The organism is Salinibacterium sp. (assembly GCF_031364185.1).
Lineage (GTDB): Bacteria > Actinomycetota > Actinomycetes > Actinomycetales > Microbacteriaceae > Rhodoglobus.
The window spans coordinates 19,818-42,763 of sequence record NZ_JANLVV010000288.1; the positions used below are offsets into that span (position 1 = coordinate 19,818).

Genomic DNA, 22,946 nt, shown 5'->3' on the forward strand with positions numbered 1-22,946 from the left:
CTTTCGGCCGGCGCGATGCGCTTCGATTGCCTTCACCGAAAACGGGCCAGGGCGTCGAAGTATTCCCGCGCCGGCCCACCGCAAAATGTCCCGGCGATGGGGGCTTCGTCAGAGCCTGATGAGATGGTCGGCGACCTCTGCGGTTGCTGCGACCGCGTTCGCGTTCCACTCATCCGGACCCAGCGCCCAACCCCGTGCCTGTTCCGGCGACTTGCCGAACCGGACGTGGCGCCGCACCAGCCTCTCGATACGGATGCCGTGCTCGACCTCCACGAAGAACGTCACATCGAGCAGCGAGAGGGCGCGCTCCCATAGCAGCAGGTAGTTGCCTTCGACCACCACCGTTGATGACTCCTGCAGAATGGTGGCCGCCTCCGGCACCGGCTCCTCAGTTCCGCGGTCGAAGCCGGGGATGACGACCGATCTGCAGGAGTTGCGAACATCAGTGAGGGTCGACACGAACCCGTCGATGTCGAAGGTGTCTGGCGCGCCCATCCGCTCGCGGCGTTCCAGGCGGCGCAGCTCTGACTGGGGAAGGTGGAAGCCGTCCATCGGAAGGAGCGCGGCAGCGGGTAGACGGCCGACGAGCGCCGCGGCGATGGTGGATTTACCGGCACCAGGCGGTCCGGCAATTCCCACGAGCAACCGGCGGTCGGCGGAGGTGGCGGCGCGGGCGTCGGCCACGAGGGCTGCAACCTCGGCAAGCGAGCTGAGGATCACAGCATGCCGGCGGCGGCGGCATCCTCGACGGCAAAATCGGCCCAATCCCGGTAGCCGATCGCGCTCGGGTGGAACAGGTCGGTCGCAAAAAAGCCTTCGGTGTATGGCGGCGGAGGCGGCGACATGTGCACGGTGTCGAAGGTGGCGGCGACGCCGCGGGCAGCATCCTCGAGGCTTTGCGAATGCAGGTAAAGGTTGAAGCGCAGCGGATTGGGCAGCAACTCGAACCTGAAGAACGCGGGCAGGGACGACACCAAAACGACCGGGCTGACCGCAGTGAGTGCGGTCAGGATGCTCCGGATGTCACGCGCGAACGCCGCGCGAGGCCGCAACCCGAGCGCGTCGTTGGCGCCGATCGTGAGGAACACGACATCCCACCGCCCGGTCACCGCGGTGTCGAGGTAGTCCGTGACCAGGTCGCGCGCGGTGGCACCGTGGCGGCCCACGGCCTGCCAGTGGACGCCTCTTCCGGTGTGTGCGCGGAGCCCCCGTGCGAGGTTGCCCGGCAGCGCTTTATCCTGGGTGGCGGCACCCACACCCGCCGCCGTGGAATCCCCGAGCACGAGCAGTCTGAGCGGCTCGGGGCCGTCGAGTGTTCCCTGCCAGGGGTGTGCGGCATCCGGGAGCCTGGGTGTATCGCGCCGCAGCCTGCGTCCCTGCGCGATGAGCACGGGCGCGGCGGGCAGCATCGCGATTCGACTCAGCCTGCGGATCGCATTCATGGCTTGATCGTATAACTTTCATTATTCAGGAGGTGATGGGGCTGATGGGGTTGGATACCGTCAGTGGGACCTTTCCAGCCACTCCACACACTCCAACCCCACCACCTCCTGAATAATGAAAGCCGTAGGCTCAGAGGATGGACACCAGCGGCCTCGATGCCTTTCTCGCCGACCAGGATTTTGCCGGTGTTGTGTTGATTCGGGACGGTAACCGCACCGTCTTCGAGGCAGCGTCCGGGCTCGCGACCCAGCGTTGGGGCATCCCGAACACCCTGGACACCCGTTTCGACACCGCCTCCATCACGAAGCTATTTACGAGCGTGGCGGTGCTGCAGCAGGTCGGCAAGGGCAACCTCGACCTCGAGACCTCCATCCACCACTACGTCGACCTCGAGGGCACCGAGATCGGCATCGATGTGACGCTGCTGCATCTGCTCACGCACACCAGCGGCATCGCCGATGACGCCGATGAGGAAGAGGGGGAGGATTACGCCGAACTGTGGCGTGCGACCCCGAACTATTCTGTGATCGAGACGCGCGACTTCCTGCCGCAGTTCGTGAATAAGCCGCCGCTGGCTGCCCCCGGGGTCGACTGCCGCTACAACAACGCCGGCTACATCCTCGCCGGCCTTGCGCTCGAAAAAGTCACCGGCGTCCCCTTTCGACAGTATGTCTTCGACGAGATCTTTACCCGTTCTGCGATGCATGATTCAGGCTTCTATGACCGGCGGGATGCCGCGCCCAGGGTCGCCGAAGGCTGGGATCGTGTCGACGGCTCCTGGGTGCAGAACATCTACAGCTACCCCCCGATCGGTTCGCCCGACGGTGGCGCCCAGGTGACGGCGGCCGATTTGCTGACCTTCCTTCAGGCGGTGCGGGGCGGCGAGCTGCTCGATAGGGAGTTCACTGACGAGTTCTTCTCGCCGCAGGTCGAGCACGACGAGGCCACCTGGTACGGCTTCGGACTCGAGTTCGACATGAACGAGGACGGCACGGTGCGCTCGTACTACAAGGACGGCATCAACCCCGGGGCATCCGGAATCGTGCGCCACTATCTGGAGGATGGGCTCGACGTGGTCGTGCTCTCGAACTCGGAAGAGGGGGCGTGGGAGGTCATCCGCGAGATCGACGAGCGACTGGGCGGCTAGTGGTTGGGAGGCTAGCGTTCGGGCGGCCAGCTGCTCAGCGTGGGCGCTTCGCGGTGCCGCCGCGGTGGCGTCTGAGGAAGCTGGCGAGCGTTTCGCGCAGCCCGCGCCGGGGCAGCAGGCCCTTCCTCTTCGCGGCGTTGTAGATGCCGCCGGCCTCGAAGGCGGGCATCTTGCCGGCTTTCTCCCTGCGCGACATGTGTCTACGATACTCGCGCACCGGATCGCTACGGGAGCCCTCTGCGATACCTGAGAGCTCCCGTAGCGTGTCGAGCTGTCGCTATTCTCCGGATGACTCGTATCCGGCTGACCAGAATCCGGAGGCATCGCCCGGAGCGCTTTCGAAGCTGGGCGTTGTCTCAACCGCAGTTTTGGTCACCGGGGCCAAGGTCTCCGCTGGGGCAGAGTAGTCGACGGGGGTTGCGAGTCCAATTCCTGTTTCTGCAGCGCGAGCCTCTGACGCCGCGGCTTCCTCCGGCGTCGCCACACCCGAGATCTCTATCCGGAACGGTTCGCTGAGCTCGATGCTGCTTTCCGGGGCGGCACCCTCCCCCACGAAGCTCGTGTCGAGCCCGCTTGGGTCAGGGAAGCCGAGGTTGGGTAGCGAGGCCGAATCCGGGATCTTCGATCCAATCTCAGTCCACGTGGTGCTGTTCGTGTCGACTTGTCCCGCCCAAAATGAGGCACCAAGGCCGAGTGACGGGGCGTAACCGGCACTCGCCGTCGGCGCATTCTGCAGGTCGCCACTGAGACCCGCTCGAAATCCGCCGGCGTTCAAGGTGACGCCCACATTACTCACTGTCGGGCTGTCTGGACCTATGGCCCCCGTAACGTTGCCCTTGATAATGCCCACTTCGAAGGTCGCTCTCGCCTCAAAGGTGGTTCCGGATGGGGGCATCGCTGCCGCGGTAGAGACGCTCGCGTTCGCCCCGAAGCCGTAGGCGTCAACAACCGAGTACGAGACGCCGTCGGTGCCGATATAGCCTCGAACGCCTTGCCCCCAGAACACCCCTTCAGCCTTGATCCCGCCGCTGATGTTGTCGCCGCCTTCGATTCCCTGACCGACGAAGCTGGTATCGAGCCCGCTGGGGTCAGGAAACCCCAGGCTGGGCTGGGTTTGAGTTGCAGCGCCGTCTACGGGCACGCCGTCCACAGAGACGACGACCAGGGGTCCCGAGGTGACAGGACCATCCAGTCCCACCTCGACCGGCGAGTTCACACCGTCGGTGAAACTCTCCCCACCGAGCGACCCCAAATCGCTGAACTCGCTGGCTCCAAAGTCGGTAGCCGCGCCATCGGCGAATGAACCACCGAAGTCCGAACCACCGAAGTCGAATCCGCCCCCGCCGCCGCCGCCGTATCCGCCGCTACCGAAATCGGCGATCTCCAGTGCCGACGCGCTGGGGGCGATCGACAGAGTGAACAGGGCGGTTCCGAGCATGCCTGCGCAGACGACTCCCACTACGGCGGCCGGAGCAGAACGCCTGAACGATGTCGGAATGTGACCGTACCGAGTCGCCCCAGCGACGTGCCTACCGGGTGTGTGTTGTGAACGACGTGTCATGAGGGTCTCCCTGCGGTGGGTTGGTTGAAGGATGTCTCGCCAGCGCGATACCAAAGCCACACTATGTCTACCCTCGTTCAAGGGGGTGTCCGGCAGGTTAACAGTCGCCGAGATCTCGAGGCAATGGCTTGTCGCGCTGCGGGTCACCGCCCACCCGCCGAGGCTGCAGCATGGCTATTCTCGTGAGCAATGCGGCGACTTCTCGTTGTGGTTCTGCGAGCAACGCCGATGCCGAGGGCGGTGCCGTTCGGGATTTTGGGTCATCACAGCGGGAGCTCTCGACTGGCCTCAGCGCGATGTCGACACCCGCGACGGAGTTGCTCGTTGCTGGCGGCTTCGAACGCACGGACTCAGGACGTCGGCAACCATCGCGAGGTGATAAAGCTCTACGAGAAGCTGCGCCATGGACGGTGGTGGGGGACGTCGACAAGCAGTGGTCTCGCGAACTTGCCGTTCGAGTCGGGGTGATTGACGACCAGCCGGACCGGTTCGTGGGCACTGGTGGGTTTAGCCCGGCGCTGACGCCGTGGTCCGAGCCACCAGCGAGCCCCTCGCAGCTCAGCCGTGCACCGAGAATCCGCCGTCGCTTTTGATGAGTTGCCCGTTCACCCAGCGACCTTGCGGCGAGACGAGGAAGGCGACACATTCGGCGATGTCCTGCGGGGTGCCGAGGCGGCCGGTGGGCTGCATAGCGGTGAGTTGCGTGCGCACGGGTTCGGTCATCCATCCCGTGCCGACCGGCCCAGGGTTGATGACGTTCGAGGAGATGCCGAGGTGGGCCAGTTCTCTCGCCGCTGCGATGACGATGCGGTCGAGTGCACCTTTACTGGCGCCGTAGGCGAGGTTACCGACCGTGGCGTCGCTGGTGAGGGCCACGACGCGCCGCCGCCATCCGGAATCTGGCCCGCGAATTCCCTGACGAGCAGCCAGCTCGCACGGGTGTTGATCGCGAAGTGCTTGTCGAACTGCTCGACGGTCGTGTCGAGCAGGCTGCGATCATCGTCCCAGGCGTGCGAGAGTACGAGAGCGGATGCGGCCCCCAGCCTCGCAGTGGCGGTCGAGATCACCCCGGCCGCGGCATCCACTCGCTCCAGGTTGGCGGGAATGGTCAGCACGCGCGCCCCTCGGTCCCCCAGGTCGATGACGAGCTCGGCGAGACCGCGAGAAGCCTCGGCGCCGAAGATCTCTTCGTCGGCCGGAGTCCAATAGTTCAGAGCGAGATCCCAGCCCTGGTCGGCGAGCGTCGCGGCAATCGCCGCACCGATGCCCACAGTTCGGCCAACTCCGGTGACAATGGCCACCGGCCTGTTCGCTGCCGCAGTTTCGGGCATGGCTCACACGATATCTGCTGCATACGGCCGGATGCCTTGAGGGTGCGCCCAGTCGATCTACTATGCTCGCCCCCATGCCCACGATCGAAGAACTTGCCGCGCGCCTGGACAGGGTTGAGAGCATCCAGGCCCTGCATCGCCTCTCCGCCGACTACTGCCGGGGCGCCGATCGCCGGGATCTCGACCTGTTCCTGTCGGTATGGACGCCGACGGCAGTGTGGGCGCCTCGTGAGAATGTCGTGTACACGGGTACGGATGAGATTGCGGAGGCGATCGAGAGGCAGTGGCGAGCGGTGAAGCGTGCATTTCACTGGACGTCGAACGGTGCGATCGACGTCGACGGCAATGCGGCGACGGCCCGATTCGATGTGGATGCCGAGCTCGAGCTTCTCGATGGTTCCTGGATCGCGGTTGCCGGTGAGTACCAGGATGCATTCGTGCGCGTCAAGGGGAAATGGCAGATGTCGCAACGACTTGTGTTGATCCACTCCCAGTTCACTCTGGCCCGGTCAATTTCCTGAGGCGCGGTTTCTAGTTCTGAATGATGATGGGCATCGTCATCCTTAGGTCGGAACGGGGGAGTTCATCCGCGGCACCGTGGGTGCTGCATCCTGCTTCGTCGCCATCGCGGCACTGTCTTTGCTCGTCGGCTCTGTAATCCTCAAGGTGTACGCCGAGGTTCATGCCCCAGTGGGATTCGCGGGGCAGATCCCGCTCGTAGTGTCGGGTCAAGGCACACTCACACGCAGCGGAAGGCGCAACACATGTTTCTTCGTCGACAGGATTCAGACGGCACGCCGATCGGTGCAGCCCACTACGCGCGGGTGCGATACGCTGCGTGCTCGCTGTTTGCGGTGAGCGCTCTCGTCGCCGGCGTCGCCGCGGTGTCGAATCCGGCAAATAGTGGATCCCTGGCGTTGGCCAGCATGGATAACGGACTCACGGAGTCCAGCCTTGCGGCGACAGATGGTACTGAGATTGCCCCGACCACGGCGAAGGAGATCGACGCAAAGTTACCGCCGACAGAGCAGCTAGGCGCATCCGAAGGCTCGCTCACAACCTCGGAAGGGCGACCCGTCTCATCTGAAAGCCAACAATCGGCGGCGAAGGATGGGATTCCGCTCATCGCGTCCGAGGCGGGCGTTCCGGCGGCCGCCGGGGGGTCGTCCAGTTCTCGAGATCCTTCCAAGACGAGCACGTCACCGGGCGCCGGTGCGCTTGGTGAGGTGTCCACACCAAGGGCAGGCGAGGCGCCCGGGCCAGACGGCGTCGCCAGTTCTACCAGCACAGCATTGCCCCTGAGGTCCGAACCAACGCAATCCACCAGGTCGGAAGCAGTCACCGCGGCGCCGCGCCAGGACGCGATCGCCGCGCCGACCACCGTACGTGCGCCGGCCGCTGAGAAGCAGAGAAAGATCACGCCATCTAAAAGGCCTCCATCGGTGAGCAAGCCGGTGGGCCCGCCCGCCGTCATCGCTGCTCCCGCACCCGAGACAGCCGCACCGATTCCCGATGCCGTCGCGCCCGCACCCGTCGTGCCAACCCCGGAAAAGGCCGTGCCAACTACACCGCCTCCTGTGGCGGCCGCACCGGCTCCAACTTCGGCAAAGGCAGCTCCGCCCCCCACGCCAACGAGTTCTGCTTCGTCCGCCGCACCGTCAAGCCCTACTCCGCCCGCGGTCGCGTCGCCTGTCACGCCAGCTCTGGAGCGTGTTGCACCCACCACGCCAGCTCCAGAACTTCAGAAAGTGCTGCGTGCGTTACCGGCGTCGGAGGCTGGCCCCGCCGCCGCGCCTGTCGCAAAAAAAATCGCACCCGAGGCGAGCACTCCTACCATCACCGTGCTCGCCGCCATCGCCGCGGCGTCGGTTCCGGCGCCCACCGTCGCGCCTGCCGAAGTTCTAGCTCCGTCACTGGGCTCGGCGGTGGATCCCGCTTCTACGGTCACCTCACCTCACATTGTTTCCATTGACATACCACTGCCAAAGATCATCCCCAACCCTGAAGTCGCTCCCGCCACTGCCACTCCCCCTCCGGCCGTGACGTTCTCGCCACTTCCGCAACTAAGCGAAAGCGCCGGAATACTGTTGCCGCTTTCGGTCGTCGATCCTGCGGCCTTGCCGCACAGCCTGAGCCACGCCTCCGAGCCCGTCACCACTGAGCAAATCCCGATCGTGATCGGCGAGCACACGTCGGCCAGTTCATCTGCCCCAGCCTCCGAAGTCCCTGAAGCTTCGCCGATCGTTGCAGACATGGGCGTTGGCGTGTCGGAGGCTGACGGAGTGGTGCACCACGACCACTTTGAGGCAGACGCGGCGGTGGCGCGCACGCAGGCTGAGGCCGGTCTGGCATCAGCCTCCGCAGAGGCGGAAGCCGTCGCGGAGGTTGAGGCGACCGCCGAAGCAGCGGCCTGGGAGGCGGCCGCCCATGCTGAGGCCGAGCAGCAGCTCGCTGCTTCCTTAGCTCAGGCACAAGCCGACGAAGCGGCTTGGCACGCGCTGGAGCACGCCGCCGCAGAACAAGCTCACGCCGACGCCCTGGCCGCCGACGCTGAGCGCGAGGCTGCCGCTGCCGAGGCGGCAGCGCACTTCGCCGCGGCCGAGATCCCTGCCGACACGCCGATTCTCTAGTTCCCGAATTACCCGCGGAGGGATGAGGCCGGTTCAGGCCTCATCCTTTCGGCGTTGATGGGGGGCCACACGGGTATTGGGAAGTGACTCTCCTAACACGGCCTTCATCGCGACGCGCAGAAGTTCAACTCTTCGAGTCCCCCTGGGGTGTATTCAAAAGTTCGTTCTCTCGCCGGATTCCGGAGCGAGAGTGAGGCTCCTGCTGTGGTCTCGTGGCAAGCAAAGATTCTGTGTTTGCCCACCGCAGCGAGGAGGTTCGCGAATGGGGCTGAGCGGAAGCACAGTGTCGGTGTCAGGTGGCTTGACAGGCGCTACGCCTTCAGATCTGCCGACATATCGGCCGATAAGACTGGATGCGGCGTGTCATAACGCCGTTGGGTCGTTCACCGCAGCGGGCGTGGCGTTAGTCTCGGTGAACCTGTTAGCCGGTGGCGCATCGGCCGAAGACATCGGCGGGATCAGTTTGGGCGACTTCGACCGTCGGCCTTCGACCGTCGGCCTTCGACCCTGCGGTGGGGGGTGGTGCGGGGACGACTGTGACATTGGCCATGTCAAACTTTGCGGTGTCAGACTCGGTGATGCCGACATCGAGTGTAGCTCCCTCTCTTGAGCCCGATGATCCCGACTTCACTTCCGATGACGCGCGCCCCGGTATTGCCATCACCACCGTCGACATCCCGCACTATGAGAACGGTGTTCCGCTGTTTCATGCATCCTCGCGCCGCCGGTAGTAGATGGCGCGGTATCTACCGGGCTCTCAGCGGAGATCGAGCGGCCGGCCTAGAAAGCGCGGAAGATCGGGCAGCATCGCTCCCTCCGCCGCTCCTTCGGCAGACCCTCCGGTGACGGCGCCGAGAGATTGGAGGGTCGCGTCGTCACGGGCAGCTTCGAATCTTTGTCGACAAACCGGCTGAGACTGACAGTCGACCCTCGTAGATGCCGAATCCCTTGGAATGTTGCTACTCCTGGTCCTTCGCTTGAGGTGCCGCGCGACACGGTCGCATTCGTGTGCAGATCGTTCCCAGTGCCGAGAGTGGCTGTGACGCAGGGTCACCCCATTTCCACGATTCTGCCACCCTGACCAGGAGAGGTATGTAGACGTCCTTTGGCCGCGAGAGCGCCACAGCTTCGCGGCGGCACCGGGCCTCACTGACGACAATGAGGCGGAGTCGCCGATGCGCAAGCAAGCGCGTAGGTGTCATCATCCAGGGTTCTCACCTCCACCCTGAGGCGTACCCGCAGGTTCATGCACGTGCCGGATTCGGGATGATGGCTGTCGATCGTAGCGTTTGGTTACGGCTAGCTCCGCTATGTTGCTCGCCTCCGGGATTGCGAAGGAGATTCTCATGAATGCTCGTAAAAACAGGCGAGGGGCAGCCGCTTCACCGACGAAACGAACGCCACTCGGCGTGGAAATCTACCAACCGACAAAATTTGACTCAGTGTGTCAATACACTCTCGGGTCTTTCATCGTGGCGGGGGCGGCCTTTGCGGGGAGCAACCTGTCTGCGTCACCGGCTTCTGCTGCCACCTTCGATAGCGGCAGCTTTTCCGGTTTCTCCAGCGGATCTCTCCTGAGCACCTCCCCGATTAGCTTCTCGACAACCGCCCTACCGACATCGGTGTTCAGTTCGTTGCCGAGCGTCACCCTGTCCTCTCCTGCTGCTGTGTCAACCTCCGGGCTGGGTGGCGTTGGGTTTAGCCAGACCCTGAACCAGGCGGTTGCCCCCGCCTCGGCACCGCTACCTTCTACCCCGGCTCCGACGCCAGTGGTACAGGCCGCTCCGAGCCCGACGACAACCAGCCTTGTGTTGGGAGGCGCTGGTACCCCCGCGGGGCCGGTCGGCTCGGTTGCGCTATCCAACACCATCCGGATTGATCCGAGCACCACAGCCCAAATCACGCCATCTATCACGGTGGTTCCGAACGGCACGGCCATCCCCGCGGTATCGGCTGCGGTCTCGTCATCGGGGACAACGGTTGGGGGCACGTTCTCGTCGGTCAATGACACCCAGTACATAAACCAAAAAGTGGGCAACGGTTTTGTGGGCCTATCGAATAATGAGTTGGACCAAATCTCTGTCAACGGTTCAATTCCGCTCGGGGATGGTTCTGTGAAGCTTGGCGGTACTTATAACCCGTCGACCGGCATCGTCGGGGCAAAGGTGTCAAACTCCGACGGGTCCCTTAGCTACAGCACGAACGGAGTCGCCGAAATCGGCGTGAAGCTGGGCGATGGATTGAACGGAGTGGCATCCACAGGGCCCGGGGGCTCGAGCGCCGGCATCCAGTACACGATTCCGCTGGGCGGTGGGCCGTCGACTACAGCGAATCCCGTGCCGAGCGCCAGCGGAGTGGAAGCCTTCAGTGCTGACGTACCGATTGGCTTCGGGCCGGGAGTGCTCAACATCTCCGAACCTGTCATGACAGGTGACGTTTCACTGGGTCCGGATTTCGTGTCGATTACCTCTCCCACGCCGGACGGTCTGTTCAACAATTCATCGCTACTTCCGGGAGCAGGAGCGTATTTCACGGACTTCAGCACTCCGGAGGCGGGCCTGAGTGGTGCGTCCAGTTCTGCTTCTGATGGTGCCGTGCCTGTGTACGAGGCTGCCTCTGATGGTGGGGTGACATTTGACGAGTCTGGCGTCGAGGTCTTCGGGGATCCGGTTTCCTTCACGTCGGACGCGGCCACTGGCGTGGATCCCTTTGCTTCTGATGCTTCTGATGGTGCCGTGCCTGTGTACGAGGCTGCCTCTGGTGATGGCGTGACGTCTGGCGTCGATGTCTTCGTGGATCCGGTCTCGTTTACTGCGGATGCGAACACTGGCGTGGGTGCAGGCACCGAGTTTGCAGCGCTCGACTTGCAACCAGAGGTGAGCTTCTTCGATGCTCCACTCTTGTGATCGTTGCCGGCTAGTTCTGTCGCGCTTTTTCCCGGGACGCTAGAGCGTCGGTAGTTTCTCTGGGCACAAGATTTGGGCACGATGGGGCTGCGATACACGTTTACAGCCCAGCGGCGGTGCAGGGAGCCCATGCGCCTTTTGCACTGCCGCTGGCACGGTTTTAACTCGCATGGGCGAGTAAGTATCGCCTGGAAAAGTGCCGAAGCTTTTTCACTCGTCAACGACTGGAGTTGAACCCTGAAACTCTGCGGTCTGTTCGCCACGCTATTCTTCGTGTCTTGGCAGCGTGGTGGAGCTATCCGCGAGGGGCGCGTTTGATGAGGGCCCTACAACTTTGTGAGTGGTGAGTTCGAGCTGTCAGGATGCCCTTTGCCGCATCTCCGAAAGACCCTACTGACGGTGGCGGATGACTGGCTCCTGCAGAGGCTGACACCGATCGCCACAGTCCGCGCTGTTGTCATCATCTGAGGGCGCGATGTCCGCCTTCAGGTTTAGATGCAGGTTCATGCGTGTGCCGGATTCGGGATGACGATGGGCGATCGTAGCGTCAGAGAGGCTCGCTTCGTCGAGTTGCCCGCCTCATGTCGCGAAGGACACTCAATGACTGCACGCAAAACCACATCGAATATTTCTGCGTCATCTGTCGCACGTTCTCCGTTGGGGATCGAGATTTACCGGCCGACGAGGTTGGATTCTGTTTGCAAGTACACGGTGGGCTCGTTCATCGCCGCGGGAGCGGCGTTCGCGGCAATCAACCTGTCGGCGTCGTCGGCGTCTGCTGACGAGTTCGGTGGTGCCCTCCCGGATTCCTCCAGCGGATCCTTTTCACTCAGCGACATTGCCTTGGGCTCTGGGGGTGTCTCGGATTTCAGCACTTTCACTCCCACCCTGCCCGAGTTCACCAGCCCGACTTCGGCTCCGGATGTTTTCCAGGCTGCCGCGCCGGTGCCGGATCAGACGTTCGATCTCGTTCCGGCGCCTGACATTCTGCAGATCTCTGCCCCGGCGCCCGGTGAGTCTGCTTTCATGCCCGCGGGTGAACTGTCGTTCACCACGCCCGATCTTTTCACTGAGGTGCCCGTGTCGACGGGTGCGTCATCCACGGCGGCTGGTCTCGAGGCTCCGGCTGCGCCGGGGCTGGCGTCGGACCAGGGTGAGTTGAACATCGCACCCCCCGAACTGACTCTGGGTTTGACCGATCTTCAGCCCACCGACGGCACCATCGACCCGATTGACCCGACCGGCGTGGTGCCCGATGGTCAGGGGCTTCTGGCTCTACTGAATGGGGATCCTGCGGTGACGTTGGCGGGTGCGGGTCCCGTCTCCGTCCCGGAGGCGAACTTCGTTTTTGGTGCCGGAACGGTTGACTCGGTCGATGTGTTCGGGTTGCCGAACGGGGTGGTGCTCAATGATGCGGGCCTCCTGGCACGGTTGGATGACAATGCACCGCTCGAGGAAACGCTGGTCGCTTCTGCGGGAGACCTCTCCGGCCTCGGCATTACCTTTCTCGCTGATTCGCGGGCTCAAAAAGATGGGTCGAAGCCTCCGGTATACGTGCCGAGGTCTGACGGTATGCCAGAAGGCTCGCCGCCTCAACCGGGCGGTACCCCCGTGGAGATCTACGTTCCACCGCCAGTGTCGTCGGTGATCCCGACAACACCAGGATCTCCTTCACGGCAGGCGCCTGAAATGGGCAATCAGTTACCAGATACTCCCGCGGACGTGGCCAGCGACGAGGAGGCTGCGACATTTAATTGGGGGCCAGCCATATTTACTGGCGTCGGAATTCCCTTCGGAGCCTATGGGAAAACTGTTGCTGGCATCAGCCAAGGCCTCGAACCCAGTGTCGCGTTTAAGGACGCGCTGGTTCGCGCTCCCATTTCTATCTTGACCGACTTGGGTCTCCGAACTGCCTTGGCGAACCCGATCTCGATATCGGAAAATGAAGGCGTCAATCGGATGTTCACTGCAGGTCTAGGGGGGGCGGTTGCTGCAGGAGTCGATGTCGGCGTGACCAAATACATCAACCCTTTCGCTAGCGAAGTGGCGGAGCGTAAAGTGAACGCCGCTTCGGGGCTGTATCCGGGTACATTGGCGGTTCTACCGGTCGTCGAGACTGCGCTACAGGTCGGTGCTAACGAGATAGAAAAAGCTTTCGGTGTGTGCACACCCGGGTCTACGGACCTAGCGACGTATGCCTGCAACTCCGCGATCGGAACTGCAATTACTACCACCACCTGGGCAGGAGGTATTGCTGAAGATCTGAAGCGGCAGGAAACCGCGCGCATCACACAAGAAAATATTGACTGTGGATGCTCGACGGATGGTGCACTTACGCCGGAACAGAAGCAGCAGATCCAGACTAACTACACGAAGGTTCTCCGCAATGTTGGAATAGCAGTGGGAACTCAGTCTGGAATCACCGCGTTGATCGGCGCCCCGTGGGAGGCCAAATCGGAACTCACCACGGAAAACTGCTCAACCACCGAGGGTGTGAATGTGAATTGCTTTCCAGCTGCGAACGGAGTCCCGCCAGCGGCTGGCGGCGACAGTAACGGCACCCCTCCCGCCGTTCCGCCGACCTCCGGGGGCGGTGCGGTAAAGGTCGATGGCGCTGTCGACGCAAACTCCAACCCGGGGATAGTTCCAGCATGCGCCACTGTGTGCAAAGCAGACTACGAGACTGTGCAAGCGCCCAACATGATGTCCGGAATCTCGTGGTCACCAATCAAGGCGCCCGCACCCGACTTCGGCTCGCTCGCACCTGACATCTCATGGTCATCCGTCAAAGCGCCTTCGCCCGACTTTGGTACACCGCCGACGATCGACCTCATGTGGTCCACCGTCAAAGCTCCTCCGGCCAACTTCGGCTCGCCGATCCCGGACACGATCTCGTGGTCCAACGTCAAGGCTCCGACCACACCGTTCGTCGTCGATAGTTCGGCTCCGAAGTTTGGGGAGTCTGTTCCGCAACCCGCCACGGTCGCACCGGGAGTTGCTGTGCCACCGGCGCCAGTGCAACCGCAGCAGCGCACGACGCCGGATGCGGGAACCGCTCCGCTGGATCCATTCATCAATGTGCCGCTGGATGCTGCCGGGCAGGGACTCAAGTGGATATTCGATAGCGGTGTCTGGGGGGCGGTCAAGGTAGGGGAGATCGGTGGCAGTGTCATCAGCCCCTTCTTCGGTGGCTGGTCGACGCAGCCGTGATCCCTCGTCCCGGTGGAGGTATTTGTCTGAATCGCCCTCAGGCAGAGCCTCCGCCGGGACTGACCACCCCGCACTCAAACGCCAGCACGACGGCCTGAACCCGGCTCCGATAAGTGTCAAGTTGGTGGCGTTCGCCGCCGTGCTCAGTCTCCAAAAAGGCGATGGGCTCATTACCTCGCGGGCGACGACAGCGCAATGTGAGGGGGCCTAATCATGCCCAGGATGATCAACCGCCGCAGATGGTGGGAATCAGCGTTCGCGAGAGCCGGTGCCGACAGTCACGGTGGCCACCGCTGCCATTTATGAGGCCTCGACGTCCGTCTTGAGGTGTAGGCGCAGATTCATGACTGTGCCGGATTCGGGATGACGAGTGGCGACCGTAGCGTCATCATATGGTCCGCTTCGTCGGGCTTCCCGCTAGCTGTGGAGATGGAGTTTTTCATGAGTGCTCGCAAAACCAAACCTGTTAGCTCTGCACCATTTGTTGCGCGAACGCCGCTCGGTATTGAGATGTACCAGCCGACGAGGTTGGATTCGGTCTGTAAGTACACCGTGGGATCGTTCATTGCGGCGGGGGCGGCGTTCGCGGTGGTGAATGTTTCTGCGTCTTCGGCGTCGGCTGATGAGTTCGGTGGTGGCTTTTCGGATTCCTCCAACGGGACATTTTCGTTCAACGACATTTCTTTAGCTTCGGGGGGCGTCTCGGATTTCAGTACATTCACGCCGTCCCTGTCGGACTTCGCCGCGCCGGATCCTACCGATGAGGTATCTCGGTCGACGCTCGAGTCGGCCCCGGCGTCTAACGCCAACGGACCCGCGTCCGAGATTCCCCAACTGAGTCTGGGTCTGACAGATCTCCAACCAACCGACGGTACGGTCGAGCAAACCTACCCGACTGGTGTGTTGGGGCCGCCAGGTGGTCTGGTCAGCGATGACCCCGAGTCCCAGGCTGTAGCAAAGCAAGACTTCACTCCGATTCTCGCCAGCACTGAAGCCAGCACTGAAGTCCGCTCCGATGCGGACGTGGGCCTCAGCCTGGATGAGGGCACAGTCCGGTCGGAAAGTCCCATTGACGCGTCCGGATTGGCGAGTGGTCTTGTGAACGACGATCCAAAATTCGCCTCGGTCCTGAATGAGGCTACGGACGGCGGCGGTCTGAACGAGCTCTCCGGTAGAGCGCCGGAGTTGCTCTTGGGCGATGGGTCAGCATTCGACTTTGCCGGTGCCGACCTCAGCACCGACTCGGGTATCGCAGGGCGCGTGGTGCCGTCGGACGTGCTGGGATTACCAACTGATCTGCTACTGAGTGATCTCGTATTCGCGACTGTTGTAAATGAGGCCGGGTCGATGCTCGCGCCGGGAGTTGACTTCAACGCTGCCGGCGGTACGCCGTCCTCGACCCTTCCCCTCGACGCAGTAGCGTCGGTTGGCGACCTTAGCCAACTCGGCCTGAACAGGTCTGGCAACCTCGACACCCCCGTGAGCGGCGTTACAAACTTCGACGCCGCAACCCCGGATACAACAGACCTTCTCCTGGCCGCTACTCCGCCGGAAGGGGGGGACGAGAGGAGCGTCTGGGAAAGGATGGGCCAGGCAATAAATGGCGCGGCAATCCTCGTCAACGTGCTTTTCCCCGCCTTCGGCCTTCCTGCACCTAAGCTCCCGACCGTCCCGCCCGCTGAGCCGACCCCCGTTGTTGAGGACAGGGACAAGCGCGGGACTGATCGCGAGCGCAGCGGGCTGGAAGATGCAACTGGGGACGGTCCCGAGGGTGATCCGCCGCCCGACCCGCCCACCACTGGTAAGCAGCCCCCCGGCGGCGCTCCTGACCCGGGGGGCGCGCCCAACGTCCCGTTCCAGCTGCCGGAACCCGGCGGGAGCACCGCGACATACTCCTACAGTTCGTACGTCGCGAAGCCGTTCGTTCCTGAGCCAGAATCGATCCCCTCAAGTACGCAAGACGCGACAAACCAACCTGTTATCTTCGACAGCTCATTCGGGAAAGCGCCCGTCTGGCAGCCCGATCCGACTGCGCAAAACGTGCCGAATGCGCCAGCAGTATCGCCAAACACAGAGACTAGCTGGACCCAGATTGCAGTTCCGACAAAAGTCATGAACGAGCAAACAGGCAACCTGTTCGGCTATCCGATGCCAGCAGCTCCGCAGCCCGCCAACGCCACGCCAACCCAAAGTCTCCCACCGGCGCCCGTCACTACGTGGTCGAATATCAAAGCTCCGACTACCCCATTCGTGCTTGATGATTCATCCAGCACGTTCGGAGAGGCGACCCCGCAGCCCACTAAGGTCACTCCGGTGGTTGCCTCGCCGCCGGGGCCGGTGCAGCCCCAGCAGCGCAAAACACCGGATGCTGGTACCGCCCCGCTGGATCCGTTCATCAACGTCCCTCTGGATGCAGCCCAACAGGGGCTCAAGTGGATCTTCGACAGCGGCGTCTGGGGAGCAGTGAAGGTCGGGGAGATCGGCGGCAGCGTCATCAGCCCCATCTTCGGTGGCTGGTCGACGCAGCCGTAGCGCCTCATCCCGGCGGGCGGCATCGGCCTGTGCTTACCTCAGACCGATCCTCCGCCGGGACTCACGACCCCACACTCGAACGCCAAAACGACGGCCTGAACGCGATCCCGAAGATGAAGCTTTGCTAACAACCTCGAGACGTGAGTCTTGACGGTAGCCTCACCCACCGTCAGTTGGGTCGCAATCTCGGCATTGCTGAGGCCACGAGCTACGAGGCCGAGCACTTCAAGTTCGCGCTCGGTGAGATCAGCGAGAAGGTCTGGTCGGTAGTCGACCTGGGTTGTGTCGGCGAATCTGGCGATCACCCGCTGGGTGACCTCGGGAGCCAGCAAGGCGTTACCCGCGGCAACCAGTCGAATTCCAGTGACGAGGTCTTCAGCCAGAGTGTTTTTCAAGAGGAATCCGCTGGCGCCAGCACCCAGAGCTTCAAAAAGATAGTCATCCCGGTCGAAGGTCGTGAGCACGATCACCCGAGAGTCTGTGGATGCCACGATCCGTCGGGTGGCGTCGATGCCATCCATCCCGGTCATCTGCAGGTCCATGAGCACGATGTCCGGATGCAGCGTCATGGCAAGTTCGACCGCGTGCGCGCCATCGGTGGCCTCGCCGACAATGTCGATGTCGTCCTCGACCGAGAGGATCATCGAGAATCCAGTACGGACGAGGGCCTCATCGTCAACCAGCAGAACTCTGATCGGTGGCGTTGGCTGGCTCACGGCCGCGCCTCAGTTTTTGACACTGGAGCCGATCCTGACGCCGGAGCCTCAACCAGCGCAGGCTCATTAGTGATGGGAAGTCTCATGCGCACCCGAAATCCTCCTGTGGGCATGGGCCCAATCTCAACCTCGCCACCATGGAGTGAGGCCCGTTCGCGCATGCCGCGATGGCCCAGCCCGGTACCCTGTGGGGCACCAGACGGACTACCGATATCCTGCACATCAACCTCGACGGCTGTGCCCTCAAGATATCGCAAAGTAACGTGCGCGGCGAGGGTCGTGGAGTGTCTTCGCACATTCGCGAGTGCCTCCTGCGCGCTTCGGTACAGCGACAAACCCATGCTTCTCGGCACCGGGAAGGGTTGCCCGACCACGCGGAATTGAGCATTCAGCCCTGTCGCCGACACCTTTTCCACCAGGGCTGGCAGGTCGGAAAGTCCCGGGAGGGGGGTGAGGGATGGGTCGCGCGTATCGACCAAGTCAAGGGATGCCGTTGCCTCGGTGAGAGACGGCTCATCCTCGGATCGCAGCACGCCCAGCAGGGTGCGCATCTCGCCGACGGCCTGGCGGCTCGATGTCTCCACCTCTGACAGAGCCTTCGCTGCGGAATCCGGGTCACGGCCCATCGTGCGGCGAGCGGCAGAAGCCTGAATGCCGATGATGCTCACATGGTGGGCTACCACGTCATGCAGCTCCCGTGCGATGCGCACCCGATCGGCAAGGACCGCCTGGTAAGCGTTTTTATCCTGCGCCGCCTTCAACTCGACGGCGCCCAGGCGCAACTCTTCCTGTTGGCGTGCGTTACGCCACCCGATCGTCCCGACGATCCACGACGCTGTGGTGTAGAAGATTGTCAGGCCGATCAGGAACAGCGAATTCGAGAAGTGAGCGGGCAGGTTGCCACTGGGGTTTTTGACGGCCTCCACCTGGGCAATGATCGCGGGAGCGTTGATCCGGTACGCCAACGACCAGATTTGGCTGAGCACCAGGATGGCGAGGGCGATATTGGTGCGCTTGCGACTCTGACCCCATGCCGCCGCGGTGTAGACAAGGGAATAAAGGAAGAGATCGAGAGGAAAAGTCGACACAGCCTGCGGATTAAAAATCGTTGCGAGGCTCGCCGCCGCGATCCCATACATGAGACACCACAGTGGATATCGCCGACGAACAGCGAAAGCCAGCCCCAGCACCACCGACCAGACCATTGCCTCGAAGGCGGCCCGATCAGAGTCCTGCCACAGCCCCACGCTGGTCGTCAGCTGAAATCGCAACCAAAACAGCGGCAACAGCACCACGACGGCGATGACGTCGAATCGTTGCTGCGAAACAGTTGGCGCAGGGCGCACCCAATCAGGGCCGAGCGTCGACCCGCCTGAGCGGGTGAAGCCTGGCCACAGGGGGTTCGCTGCCTTAGGGCCCACCGCCTAATTGTAGCGCTCGGCTCTGTTATCGCTGCTGGTCGGTCTTCACGCCCACCGTGATTTGGCTGCCCCACGGGTCGTCGAAGCTGACACTGCTGCCGTCATCCCTGGACTGGATGCCGAAGTGCGTCACGCGCTCGACCAGCGCCCCAAGGTCGTCTGCGGCCGGTACCTCGATCTGAACCTGCGCGAGGCCGAGGGCCGGGAGCCGGGGCCCGGCTCCGCCGGAGTTCCAGGTGTTCATCGCCATGTGGTGGTGGTACCCGCCGGCGCTCACGAACAGCGACTGCGGCCCGAGCATCGCGGTCTGGGCAAAGCCGAGCCTCTCGACGTAGAACTCGCGCGCGGTATCCACGTCACCAACCTGAAGGTGCACGTGGCCGACCCGCGCGGCCCCAATCACGGGATCTGCTACCGAGGCCTCGGTGAGGTTGTCGAGGAGGAAGGCGTTCGGGTCGAGAGACAGCGTCGACATCTCAACGGTGCCGTGCACCCAGCTCCACGTGCTGCGGTTGCGATCCCAATAAAGTTCGACGCCGTTGCCCTCGGGGTCGGTGAAGTAGAAGGCCTTGCTGACGAGGTGGTCTGCACTTCCCGTGAACGTCGCCGGATACTTTTGCGCGACAGAGTAGACGGATGCCGCGAGCGCTTCTTCGCTGTCGAACAGGATCGCCGTGTGGAACAGGCCGGCCTCGTGGGGGCTTGCCCGCACCAGCTCGGGGGCGTGGGTGAGGACGACGATGGGCGTGCCGCCCCGGCCGAGCGTGACCGTGTCGCCCGTCGCATCCATCACCTGAAGCGCCACGGCGTCGCGGTAGTAGGCCGTCATGGCATCGAGATCGCCGACGCGCAGGGTAACCGCCCCCATCGCGGTATCTGCGGCAAGTCGGTCGTCGGTCATGGTGCGTGCAACGTCGCTCGTAGGTGGCCTATTCCAGAGTGGCGTAGCAGCCCGCGGTACCTGGCAAATGTGCGGTCGCCATCGTCATGACCGACAATATGCCGCATCTCGGCGTTCCGTGAGGGTGAGCGCACGCAGCAGACACAAGGATGGCCCGCCGTCTGGGGCGGCGAGCCATCACAGTTGTATTCGTACCACGAGCGAAGAAGGGTTTGGCATTTCGGGCTAGATTCCCGTGAGCCTCTCAATCAATTCACGGTAACGCGCCGCGGTGCGCTCGACAATCTCTGCGGGAAGTTCCGGTGGGGCGCCGGCCTTATCCCAGTGACCCGCCAGCCAGTCGCGCACGATCTGCTTATCAAAACTCGCCGTGCGGTCACCGGTCTCGTAGAGGGCGGCGTCCCAGTAGCGACTGCTATCCGACGTGAGCACTTCATCGGCGAGGGTCAGTTCACCCGTCACCGGGTCGGCCCCGAACTCAAACTTCGTATCGGCCAGGATGACGCCCCTCCGCTCGGCGATTGCCGACGCCGTGGCGAACACCGCCAGGGACGTATCGCGAAGTGCCGCCGCGGCATCCGGCCCCACCAGCTCGACCGTGCGCTCGAAGGTGATGTTCTCGTCGTGCTCACCCAGCGGCGCCTTCCAGGCCGGGGTGTAAATCGGCTCCGGCAGCCGGTCACCGTCACGCAGGCCGGCCGGAAGCGCCACGCCGCAGACGCTCTGCAGCCGCTGATACTCGACCCAGCCACTGCCCGAGAGGTAGCCGCGCACCACGCACTCGATCGGGTACATGTCGAGCGACTTCACGAGCACCGCGCCGGCGGGCAGCTCGCTCGAACTGTCGACCAGGTGATTTGGAACATCCAGCTGGGCGAACCACCACAGGCTCAGGCTGGTCAGCAGTGCCCCTTTGCCCGGGATGCCCGGCTCAAGCACCCGGTCGAACGCACTCACCCGGTCACTGGCGACCATCAGCACGCGGCCCTCATGCTGGGCTGAGCGATACAGATCGCGCACCTTGCCCGAGTAGAACAGCTGCCAGCCGTCGGGAACCGTGCTCGTTCGGCGACCCGCTTCGCTACGTGTGCTCATTCGGCGACCCGCTTCGCTACGTCGGTGCGGTAGTGGCCACCCTCGAGGTGGATGATGTCCAGCGCCGCGTAGGCCCGTGACCTGGCCTCGGTAAAGTCGGCTCCGAGCGCCACGACGCTGAGCACGCGTCCACCGGTCGCGACGAACTCGCCACCAACGAGTGCGGTGGCGGCATGCGCGATGGTGACATTCTCGACATCCGCGAGGCCGGTGATGGGTCGGTTGGTGAGCGGATTCTCGGGGTAACCCTCACTAGCGAGAACCACGGTCACCGCGACATCCGTCGAAAATTCCGGGCGAGGCAGCGAACCGAGTTGACCCGTGGCGGCCGCCAGCAGCAGCCCGCTCAACGGAGTGAGCAGGCGCGGCAGCACTACCTGAGTCTCGGGGTCACCGAATCGCGCATTGAACTCGATCACCCGAACGCCGTCGTCGGTGACAATCAGCCCGCAGTAAAGCAGGCCGATGAACGGGGTGCCCTCGGAGGCCAGTTGCCGGATGGTGGGCAGCGCGACGGACTCGATTACGTCATCCACGAACGTGTCCGGCAGCCACGGCAGCGGTGAGTACGCGCCCATCCCGCCGGTGTTGGGCCCCTCGTCGCCGTCGAATACGCGCTTATAGTCCTGCGCGGGCGAAAGTGGGAGCACGGTGTGGCCGTCGCTGACCAGGAACAGCGAGACCTCTTGGCCTGCCAGGAACTCTTCGACGAGCACGCTGCCGTGGGCGAGCCAGAAGGTGGCGTGGGCGACGGCAGCGTCGCGATCCGGTGTGACGAGCACGCCCTTGCCGGCCGCCAGACCGTCCGCCTTCACGACGTAGGGGGCGCCGAATTCGTCGATGGCCTCGATCGCCTCCGCGAGGGAACCCGCCCGGGTCGCCAGGCCCGTCGGCACGCCGGCGTCATCCATGATCCGCTTGGCGAACGTCTTGCTACCCTCCAGCGCTGCGGCGGCCTTGCCGGGGCCGAACACCGGGATTCCGCGCTGCCGGAGGGCGTCGGCAACCCCGGCGACCAGGGGCGCTTCCGGCCCGATGATCACCAGCTCGATGTCGTTGTCGAGCGCGTACTGGGTGACGATATCGCCGCGCGTGGGGTCGAGCGCGACCACCGGCACGACCGTGGCGATGCCCGCGTTGCCGGGGGCCGCAGTGATGTGATGGTGGCGGGGTGCGCCGGCGCTGCCGGTGCTCTTGCCGGGGGAGCCGCTGGCGCTGGCGCCGCTGGCGCTGGCGCCGCTTGCGCTGGCGCTGCTGGCGCCGCTTTCGCTGGCGCCGACGGTCTCGCCGAGAGTCTCGCCGAGAGTCTCGCTGAGCAGCGAGGTGATGATGGCGTGCTCGCGCGCACCAGAGCCGAGCACCAGGATTCGCACGGGTCAACCTTACCCAGCGAAGTACCGTAGGAGCATGCCCCCCAAACGCATTGCCGATGACGCAGGGCGGGCGGCGGTGGCCGCCGCGCTGGCGGCGCTCACCTCCCGCGACACACCGGCTGTGCCGCTGGTTGCACGCGCGGGTCAACCACTCGCATCCCGCGAGGCTACTGCCGCGACCTTGGGCGCACGCACGGCCGAGCCGCCGGCATCCCGCGATATCATTGCCACTGCCGTGCGCTACCTGCTGCAGCTGCTCGCCGACAGCGCGGAGGGCAACACGGTTGAGATTCGCGTGCCGCCGTTCGGTGCCGTGCAGGCAATCCAGGGTCCCAGGCACACCCGCGGAACTCCGCCCAACGTCGTCGAGATGGATGCCGCAACCTGGCTCGCGCTCGCAGCCGGGCAGCTCGCGTGGGCCAATGCCGTTCGTGCGGGCCGTGTGGCGGCATCCGGCCAGCGCGCTGATCTCACCGACTACCTGCCCATCGACTGGCTGCCCGCCACCACTCTGCCCGCCACCACTCTGCCCGCCACCACTCTGCCCGCCACCACTCTGCCCATCACCACTCTGCCCATCACCACCGAGAACGCCACTTCTGCTGGGTCAACCGCGGCGGTTTCAGGGGGCCAGTGCAACACCGGTGATTAGTTGGTTCAGCATCTCATGGGGGTTGTAG

Annotated in this window: 20 protein-coding genes and 1 pseudogene; 8 read left to right on the plus strand and 13 right to left on the minus strand. The window is 63.7% G+C overall.

What is annotated here, in order from left to right; translation table 11 throughout:
• Positions 1-108 precede the first annotated feature (108 nt).
• Together RMN95_RS12645 and RMN95_RS12650 are read right to left on the minus strand one after the other, a co-directional pair.
• The gene (locus RMN95_RS12645; RefSeq protein WP_309617266.1) at positions 109-720 is read right to left on the minus strand and encodes a nucleoside/nucleotide kinase family protein; all 612 of its coding nucleotides are present in this window, start codon (positions 718-720) and stop codon (positions 109-111) included.
• Complete coding sequence (locus tag RMN95_RS12650) at positions 717-1,442, minus strand: SGNH/GDSL hydrolase family protein (RefSeq protein WP_309617267.1); 726 nt, start codon at positions 1,440-1,442, stop codon at positions 717-719. Before RMN95_RS12650 ends, RMN95_RS12645 begins: the two co-directional genes overlap by 4 nt.
• A 137-nt stretch (positions 1,443-1,579) precedes the next feature.
• On the opposite strand from RMN95_RS12650, the gene RMN95_RS12655 reads away from it, so the two are divergent.
• Positions 1,580-2,590 (plus strand): serine hydrolase domain-containing protein, encoded by a 1,011-nt coding sequence (locus tag RMN95_RS12655; RefSeq protein WP_309617268.1) that lies wholly within the window; start codon positions 1,580-1,582, stop codon positions 2,588-2,590.
• 34 nt (positions 2,591-2,624) lie between these two features.
• On the opposite strand, the gene RMN95_RS12660 is transcribed toward RMN95_RS12655, so the two are convergent.
• The 4 genes from RMN95_RS12660 to RMN95_RS12675 form a co-directional block, all read right to left on the minus strand.
• Positions 2,625-2,786 (minus strand): hypothetical protein, encoded by a 162-nt coding sequence (locus tag RMN95_RS12660; RefSeq protein ID WP_309617269.1) that lies wholly within the window; start codon positions 2,784-2,786, stop codon positions 2,625-2,627.
• Between the two features lie 81 nt (positions 2,787-2,867).
• Positions 2,868-4,151 (minus strand): hypothetical protein, encoded by a 1,284-nt coding sequence (locus tag RMN95_RS12665; protein WP_309617270.1) that lies wholly within the window; start codon positions 4,149-4,151, stop codon positions 2,868-2,870.
• 558 nt (positions 4,152-4,709) lie between these two features.
• Entirely contained in the window at positions 4,710-4,958 is a 249-nt protein-coding gene (locus RMN95_RS12670) for an SDR family oxidoreductase (protein WP_309617285.1), read from the minus strand.
• Positions 4,871-5,482, minus strand: a complete 612-nt coding sequence (locus RMN95_RS12675; RefSeq protein WP_309617271.1) for an SDR family oxidoreductase — start codon at positions 5,480-5,482, stop codon at positions 4,871-4,873. The genes RMN95_RS12670 and RMN95_RS12675 overlap by 88 nt, the downstream gene beginning before the upstream one ends.
• 74 nt (positions 5,483-5,556) lie before the next feature.
• Between RMN95_RS12675 and RMN95_RS12680 the strand changes: the two genes are divergently transcribed.
• Positions 5,557-6,003, plus strand: a complete 447-nt coding sequence (locus tag RMN95_RS12680; RefSeq protein WP_309617272.1) for a nuclear transport factor 2 family protein — start codon at positions 5,557-5,559, stop codon at positions 6,001-6,003.
• 293 nt (positions 6,004-6,296) lie between these two features.
• Here the strand turns inward: RMN95_RS12680 and RMN95_RS12685 are convergent, their stop codons facing one another.
• On the minus strand, positions 6,297-7,205 hold the full coding sequence (locus RMN95_RS12685) for a hypothetical protein (RefSeq protein WP_309617273.1): 909 nt from the start codon (positions 7,203-7,205) through the stop codon (positions 6,297-6,299).
• 25 nt (positions 7,206-7,230) lie between these two features.
• Here RMN95_RS12685 and RMN95_RS12690 point away from each other — a divergent pair, with 25 nt between their 5' ends.
• Both RMN95_RS12690 and RMN95_RS12695 read left to right on the plus strand, forming a co-directional pair.
• Positions 7,231-8,112 (plus strand): hypothetical protein, encoded by an 882-nt coding sequence (locus tag RMN95_RS12690; RefSeq protein WP_309617274.1) that lies wholly within the window; start codon positions 7,231-7,233, stop codon positions 8,110-8,112.
• A gap of 548 nt (positions 8,113-8,660) precedes the next feature.
• The gene (locus RMN95_RS12695) at positions 8,661-8,843 is read left to right on the plus strand and encodes a hypothetical protein (protein WP_309617275.1); all 183 of its coding nucleotides are present in this window, start codon (positions 8,661-8,663) and stop codon (positions 8,841-8,843) included.
• 716 nt (positions 8,844-9,559) lie between these two features.
• On the opposite strand, the gene RMN95_RS12700 is transcribed toward RMN95_RS12695, so the two are convergent.
• Entirely contained in the window at positions 9,560-10,123 is a 564-nt protein-coding gene (locus tag RMN95_RS12700) for a hypothetical protein (RefSeq protein WP_309617276.1), read from the minus strand.
• 55 nt (positions 10,124-10,178) lie between these two features.
• On the opposite strand from RMN95_RS12700, the gene RMN95_RS12705 reads away from it, so the two are divergent.
• The 3 genes from RMN95_RS12705 to RMN95_RS12715 all read left to right on the plus strand — a co-directional run bounded on the left by RMN95_RS12705 (position 10,179) and on the right by RMN95_RS12715 (position 16,760).
• Positions 10,179-11,018, plus strand: a complete 840-nt coding sequence (locus tag RMN95_RS12705; RefSeq protein WP_309617277.1) for a hypothetical protein — start codon at positions 10,179-10,181, stop codon at positions 11,016-11,018.
• Between the two features lie 600 nt (positions 11,019-11,618).
• A complete protein-coding gene (locus RMN95_RS12710) occupies positions 11,619-14,228 on the plus strand; it encodes a hypothetical protein (RefSeq protein ID WP_309617278.1) in 2,610 nt (869 codons plus the stop codon).
• Between the two features lie 441 nt (positions 14,229-14,669).
• On the plus strand, positions 14,670-16,760 hold the full coding sequence (locus tag RMN95_RS12715; RefSeq protein WP_309617279.1) for a hypothetical protein: 2,091 nt from the start codon (positions 14,670-14,672) through the stop codon (positions 16,758-16,760).
• A 38-nt stretch (positions 16,761-16,798) separates the two neighbouring features.
• Here the strand turns inward: RMN95_RS12715 and RMN95_RS12720 are convergent, their stop codons facing one another.
• The 5 genes from RMN95_RS12720 to purD all read right to left on the minus strand — a co-directional run bounded on the left by RMN95_RS12720 (position 16,799) and on the right by purD (position 22,266).
• A complete protein-coding gene (locus tag RMN95_RS12720) occupies positions 16,799-17,476 on the minus strand; it encodes a response regulator transcription factor (RefSeq protein WP_309617280.1) in 678 nt (225 codons plus the stop codon).
• Positions 17,473-18,897, minus strand: coding sequence for a histidine kinase (locus RMN95_RS12725; protein ID WP_309617281.1), 1,425 nt, complete (start codon positions 18,895-18,897; stop codon positions 17,473-17,475). The genes RMN95_RS12720 and RMN95_RS12725 overlap by 4 nt, the downstream gene beginning before the upstream one ends.
• 25 nt (positions 18,898-18,922) lie before the next feature.
• Positions 18,923-19,798 (minus strand): VOC family protein, encoded by an 876-nt coding sequence (locus tag RMN95_RS12730; protein WP_309617282.1) that lies wholly within the window; start codon positions 19,796-19,798, stop codon positions 18,923-18,925.
• 225 nt (positions 19,799-20,023) lie between these two features.
• Positions 20,024-20,893, minus strand: a complete 870-nt coding sequence (locus tag RMN95_RS12735) for a phosphoribosylaminoimidazolesuccinocarboxamide synthase (protein ID WP_309617283.1) — start codon at positions 20,891-20,893, stop codon at positions 20,024-20,026.
• Positions 20,890-22,266, minus strand: a complete 1,377-nt coding sequence (gene purD, locus RMN95_RS12740) for a phosphoribosylamine--glycine ligase (protein WP_309617284.1) — start codon at positions 22,264-22,266, stop codon at positions 20,890-20,892. Before purD ends, RMN95_RS12735 begins: the two co-directional genes overlap by 4 nt.
• A gap of 181 nt (positions 22,267-22,447) precedes the next feature.
• On the opposite strand from purD, the pseudogene RMN95_RS12745 reads away from it, so the two are divergent.
• A pseudogene (locus tag RMN95_RS12745) lies at positions 22,448-22,756 on the plus strand (sterol carrier family protein); the annotation flags it as partial.
• Positions 22,757-22,946 lie beyond the last annotated feature (190 nt).

Bases quoted from the DNA above. Each gene is read 5' to 3' on its own strand.
- RMN95_RS12650 (WP_309617267.1), bottom strand. From the start codon at position 1,442: ATGAATGCGATCCGCAGGCTGAGTCGAATCGCGATGCTGCCCGCCGCG.
- RMN95_RS12655 (WP_309617268.1), top strand. From the start codon at position 1,580: ATGGACACCAGCGGCCTCGATGCCTTTCTCGCCGACCAGGATTTTGCC.
- RMN95_RS12660 (WP_309617269.1), bottom strand. From the start codon at position 2,786: ATGTCGCGCAGGGAGAAAGCCGGCAAGATGCCCGCCTTCGAGGCCGGC.
- RMN95_RS12665 (WP_309617270.1), bottom strand. From the start codon at position 4,151: ATGACACGTCGTTCACAACACACACCCGGTAGGCACGTCGCTGGGGCG.
- RMN95_RS12675 (WP_309617271.1), bottom strand. From the start codon at position 5,482: ATGCCCGAAACTGCGGCAGCGAACAGGCCGGTGGCCATTGTCACCGGA.
- RMN95_RS12680 (WP_309617272.1), top strand. From the start codon at position 5,557: ATGCCCACGATCGAAGAACTTGCCGCGCGCCTGGACAGGGTTGAGAGC.
- RMN95_RS12695 (WP_309617275.1), top strand. From the start codon at position 8,661: ATGTCAAACTTTGCGGTGTCAGACTCGGTGATGCCGACATCGAGTGTA.
- RMN95_RS12710 (WP_309617278.1), top strand. From the start codon at position 11,619: ATGACTGCACGCAAAACCACATCGAATATTTCTGCGTCATCTGTCGCA.
- RMN95_RS12715 (WP_309617279.1), top strand. From the start codon at position 14,670: ATGAGTGCTCGCAAAACCAAACCTGTTAGCTCTGCACCATTTGTTGCG.
- RMN95_RS12730 (WP_309617282.1), bottom strand. From the start codon at position 19,798: ATGACCGACGACCGACTTGCCGCAGATACCGCGATGGGGGCGGTTACC.
- RMN95_RS12735 (WP_309617283.1), bottom strand. From the start codon at position 20,893: ATGAGCACACGTAGCGAAGCGGGTCGCCGAACGAGCACGGTTCCCGAC.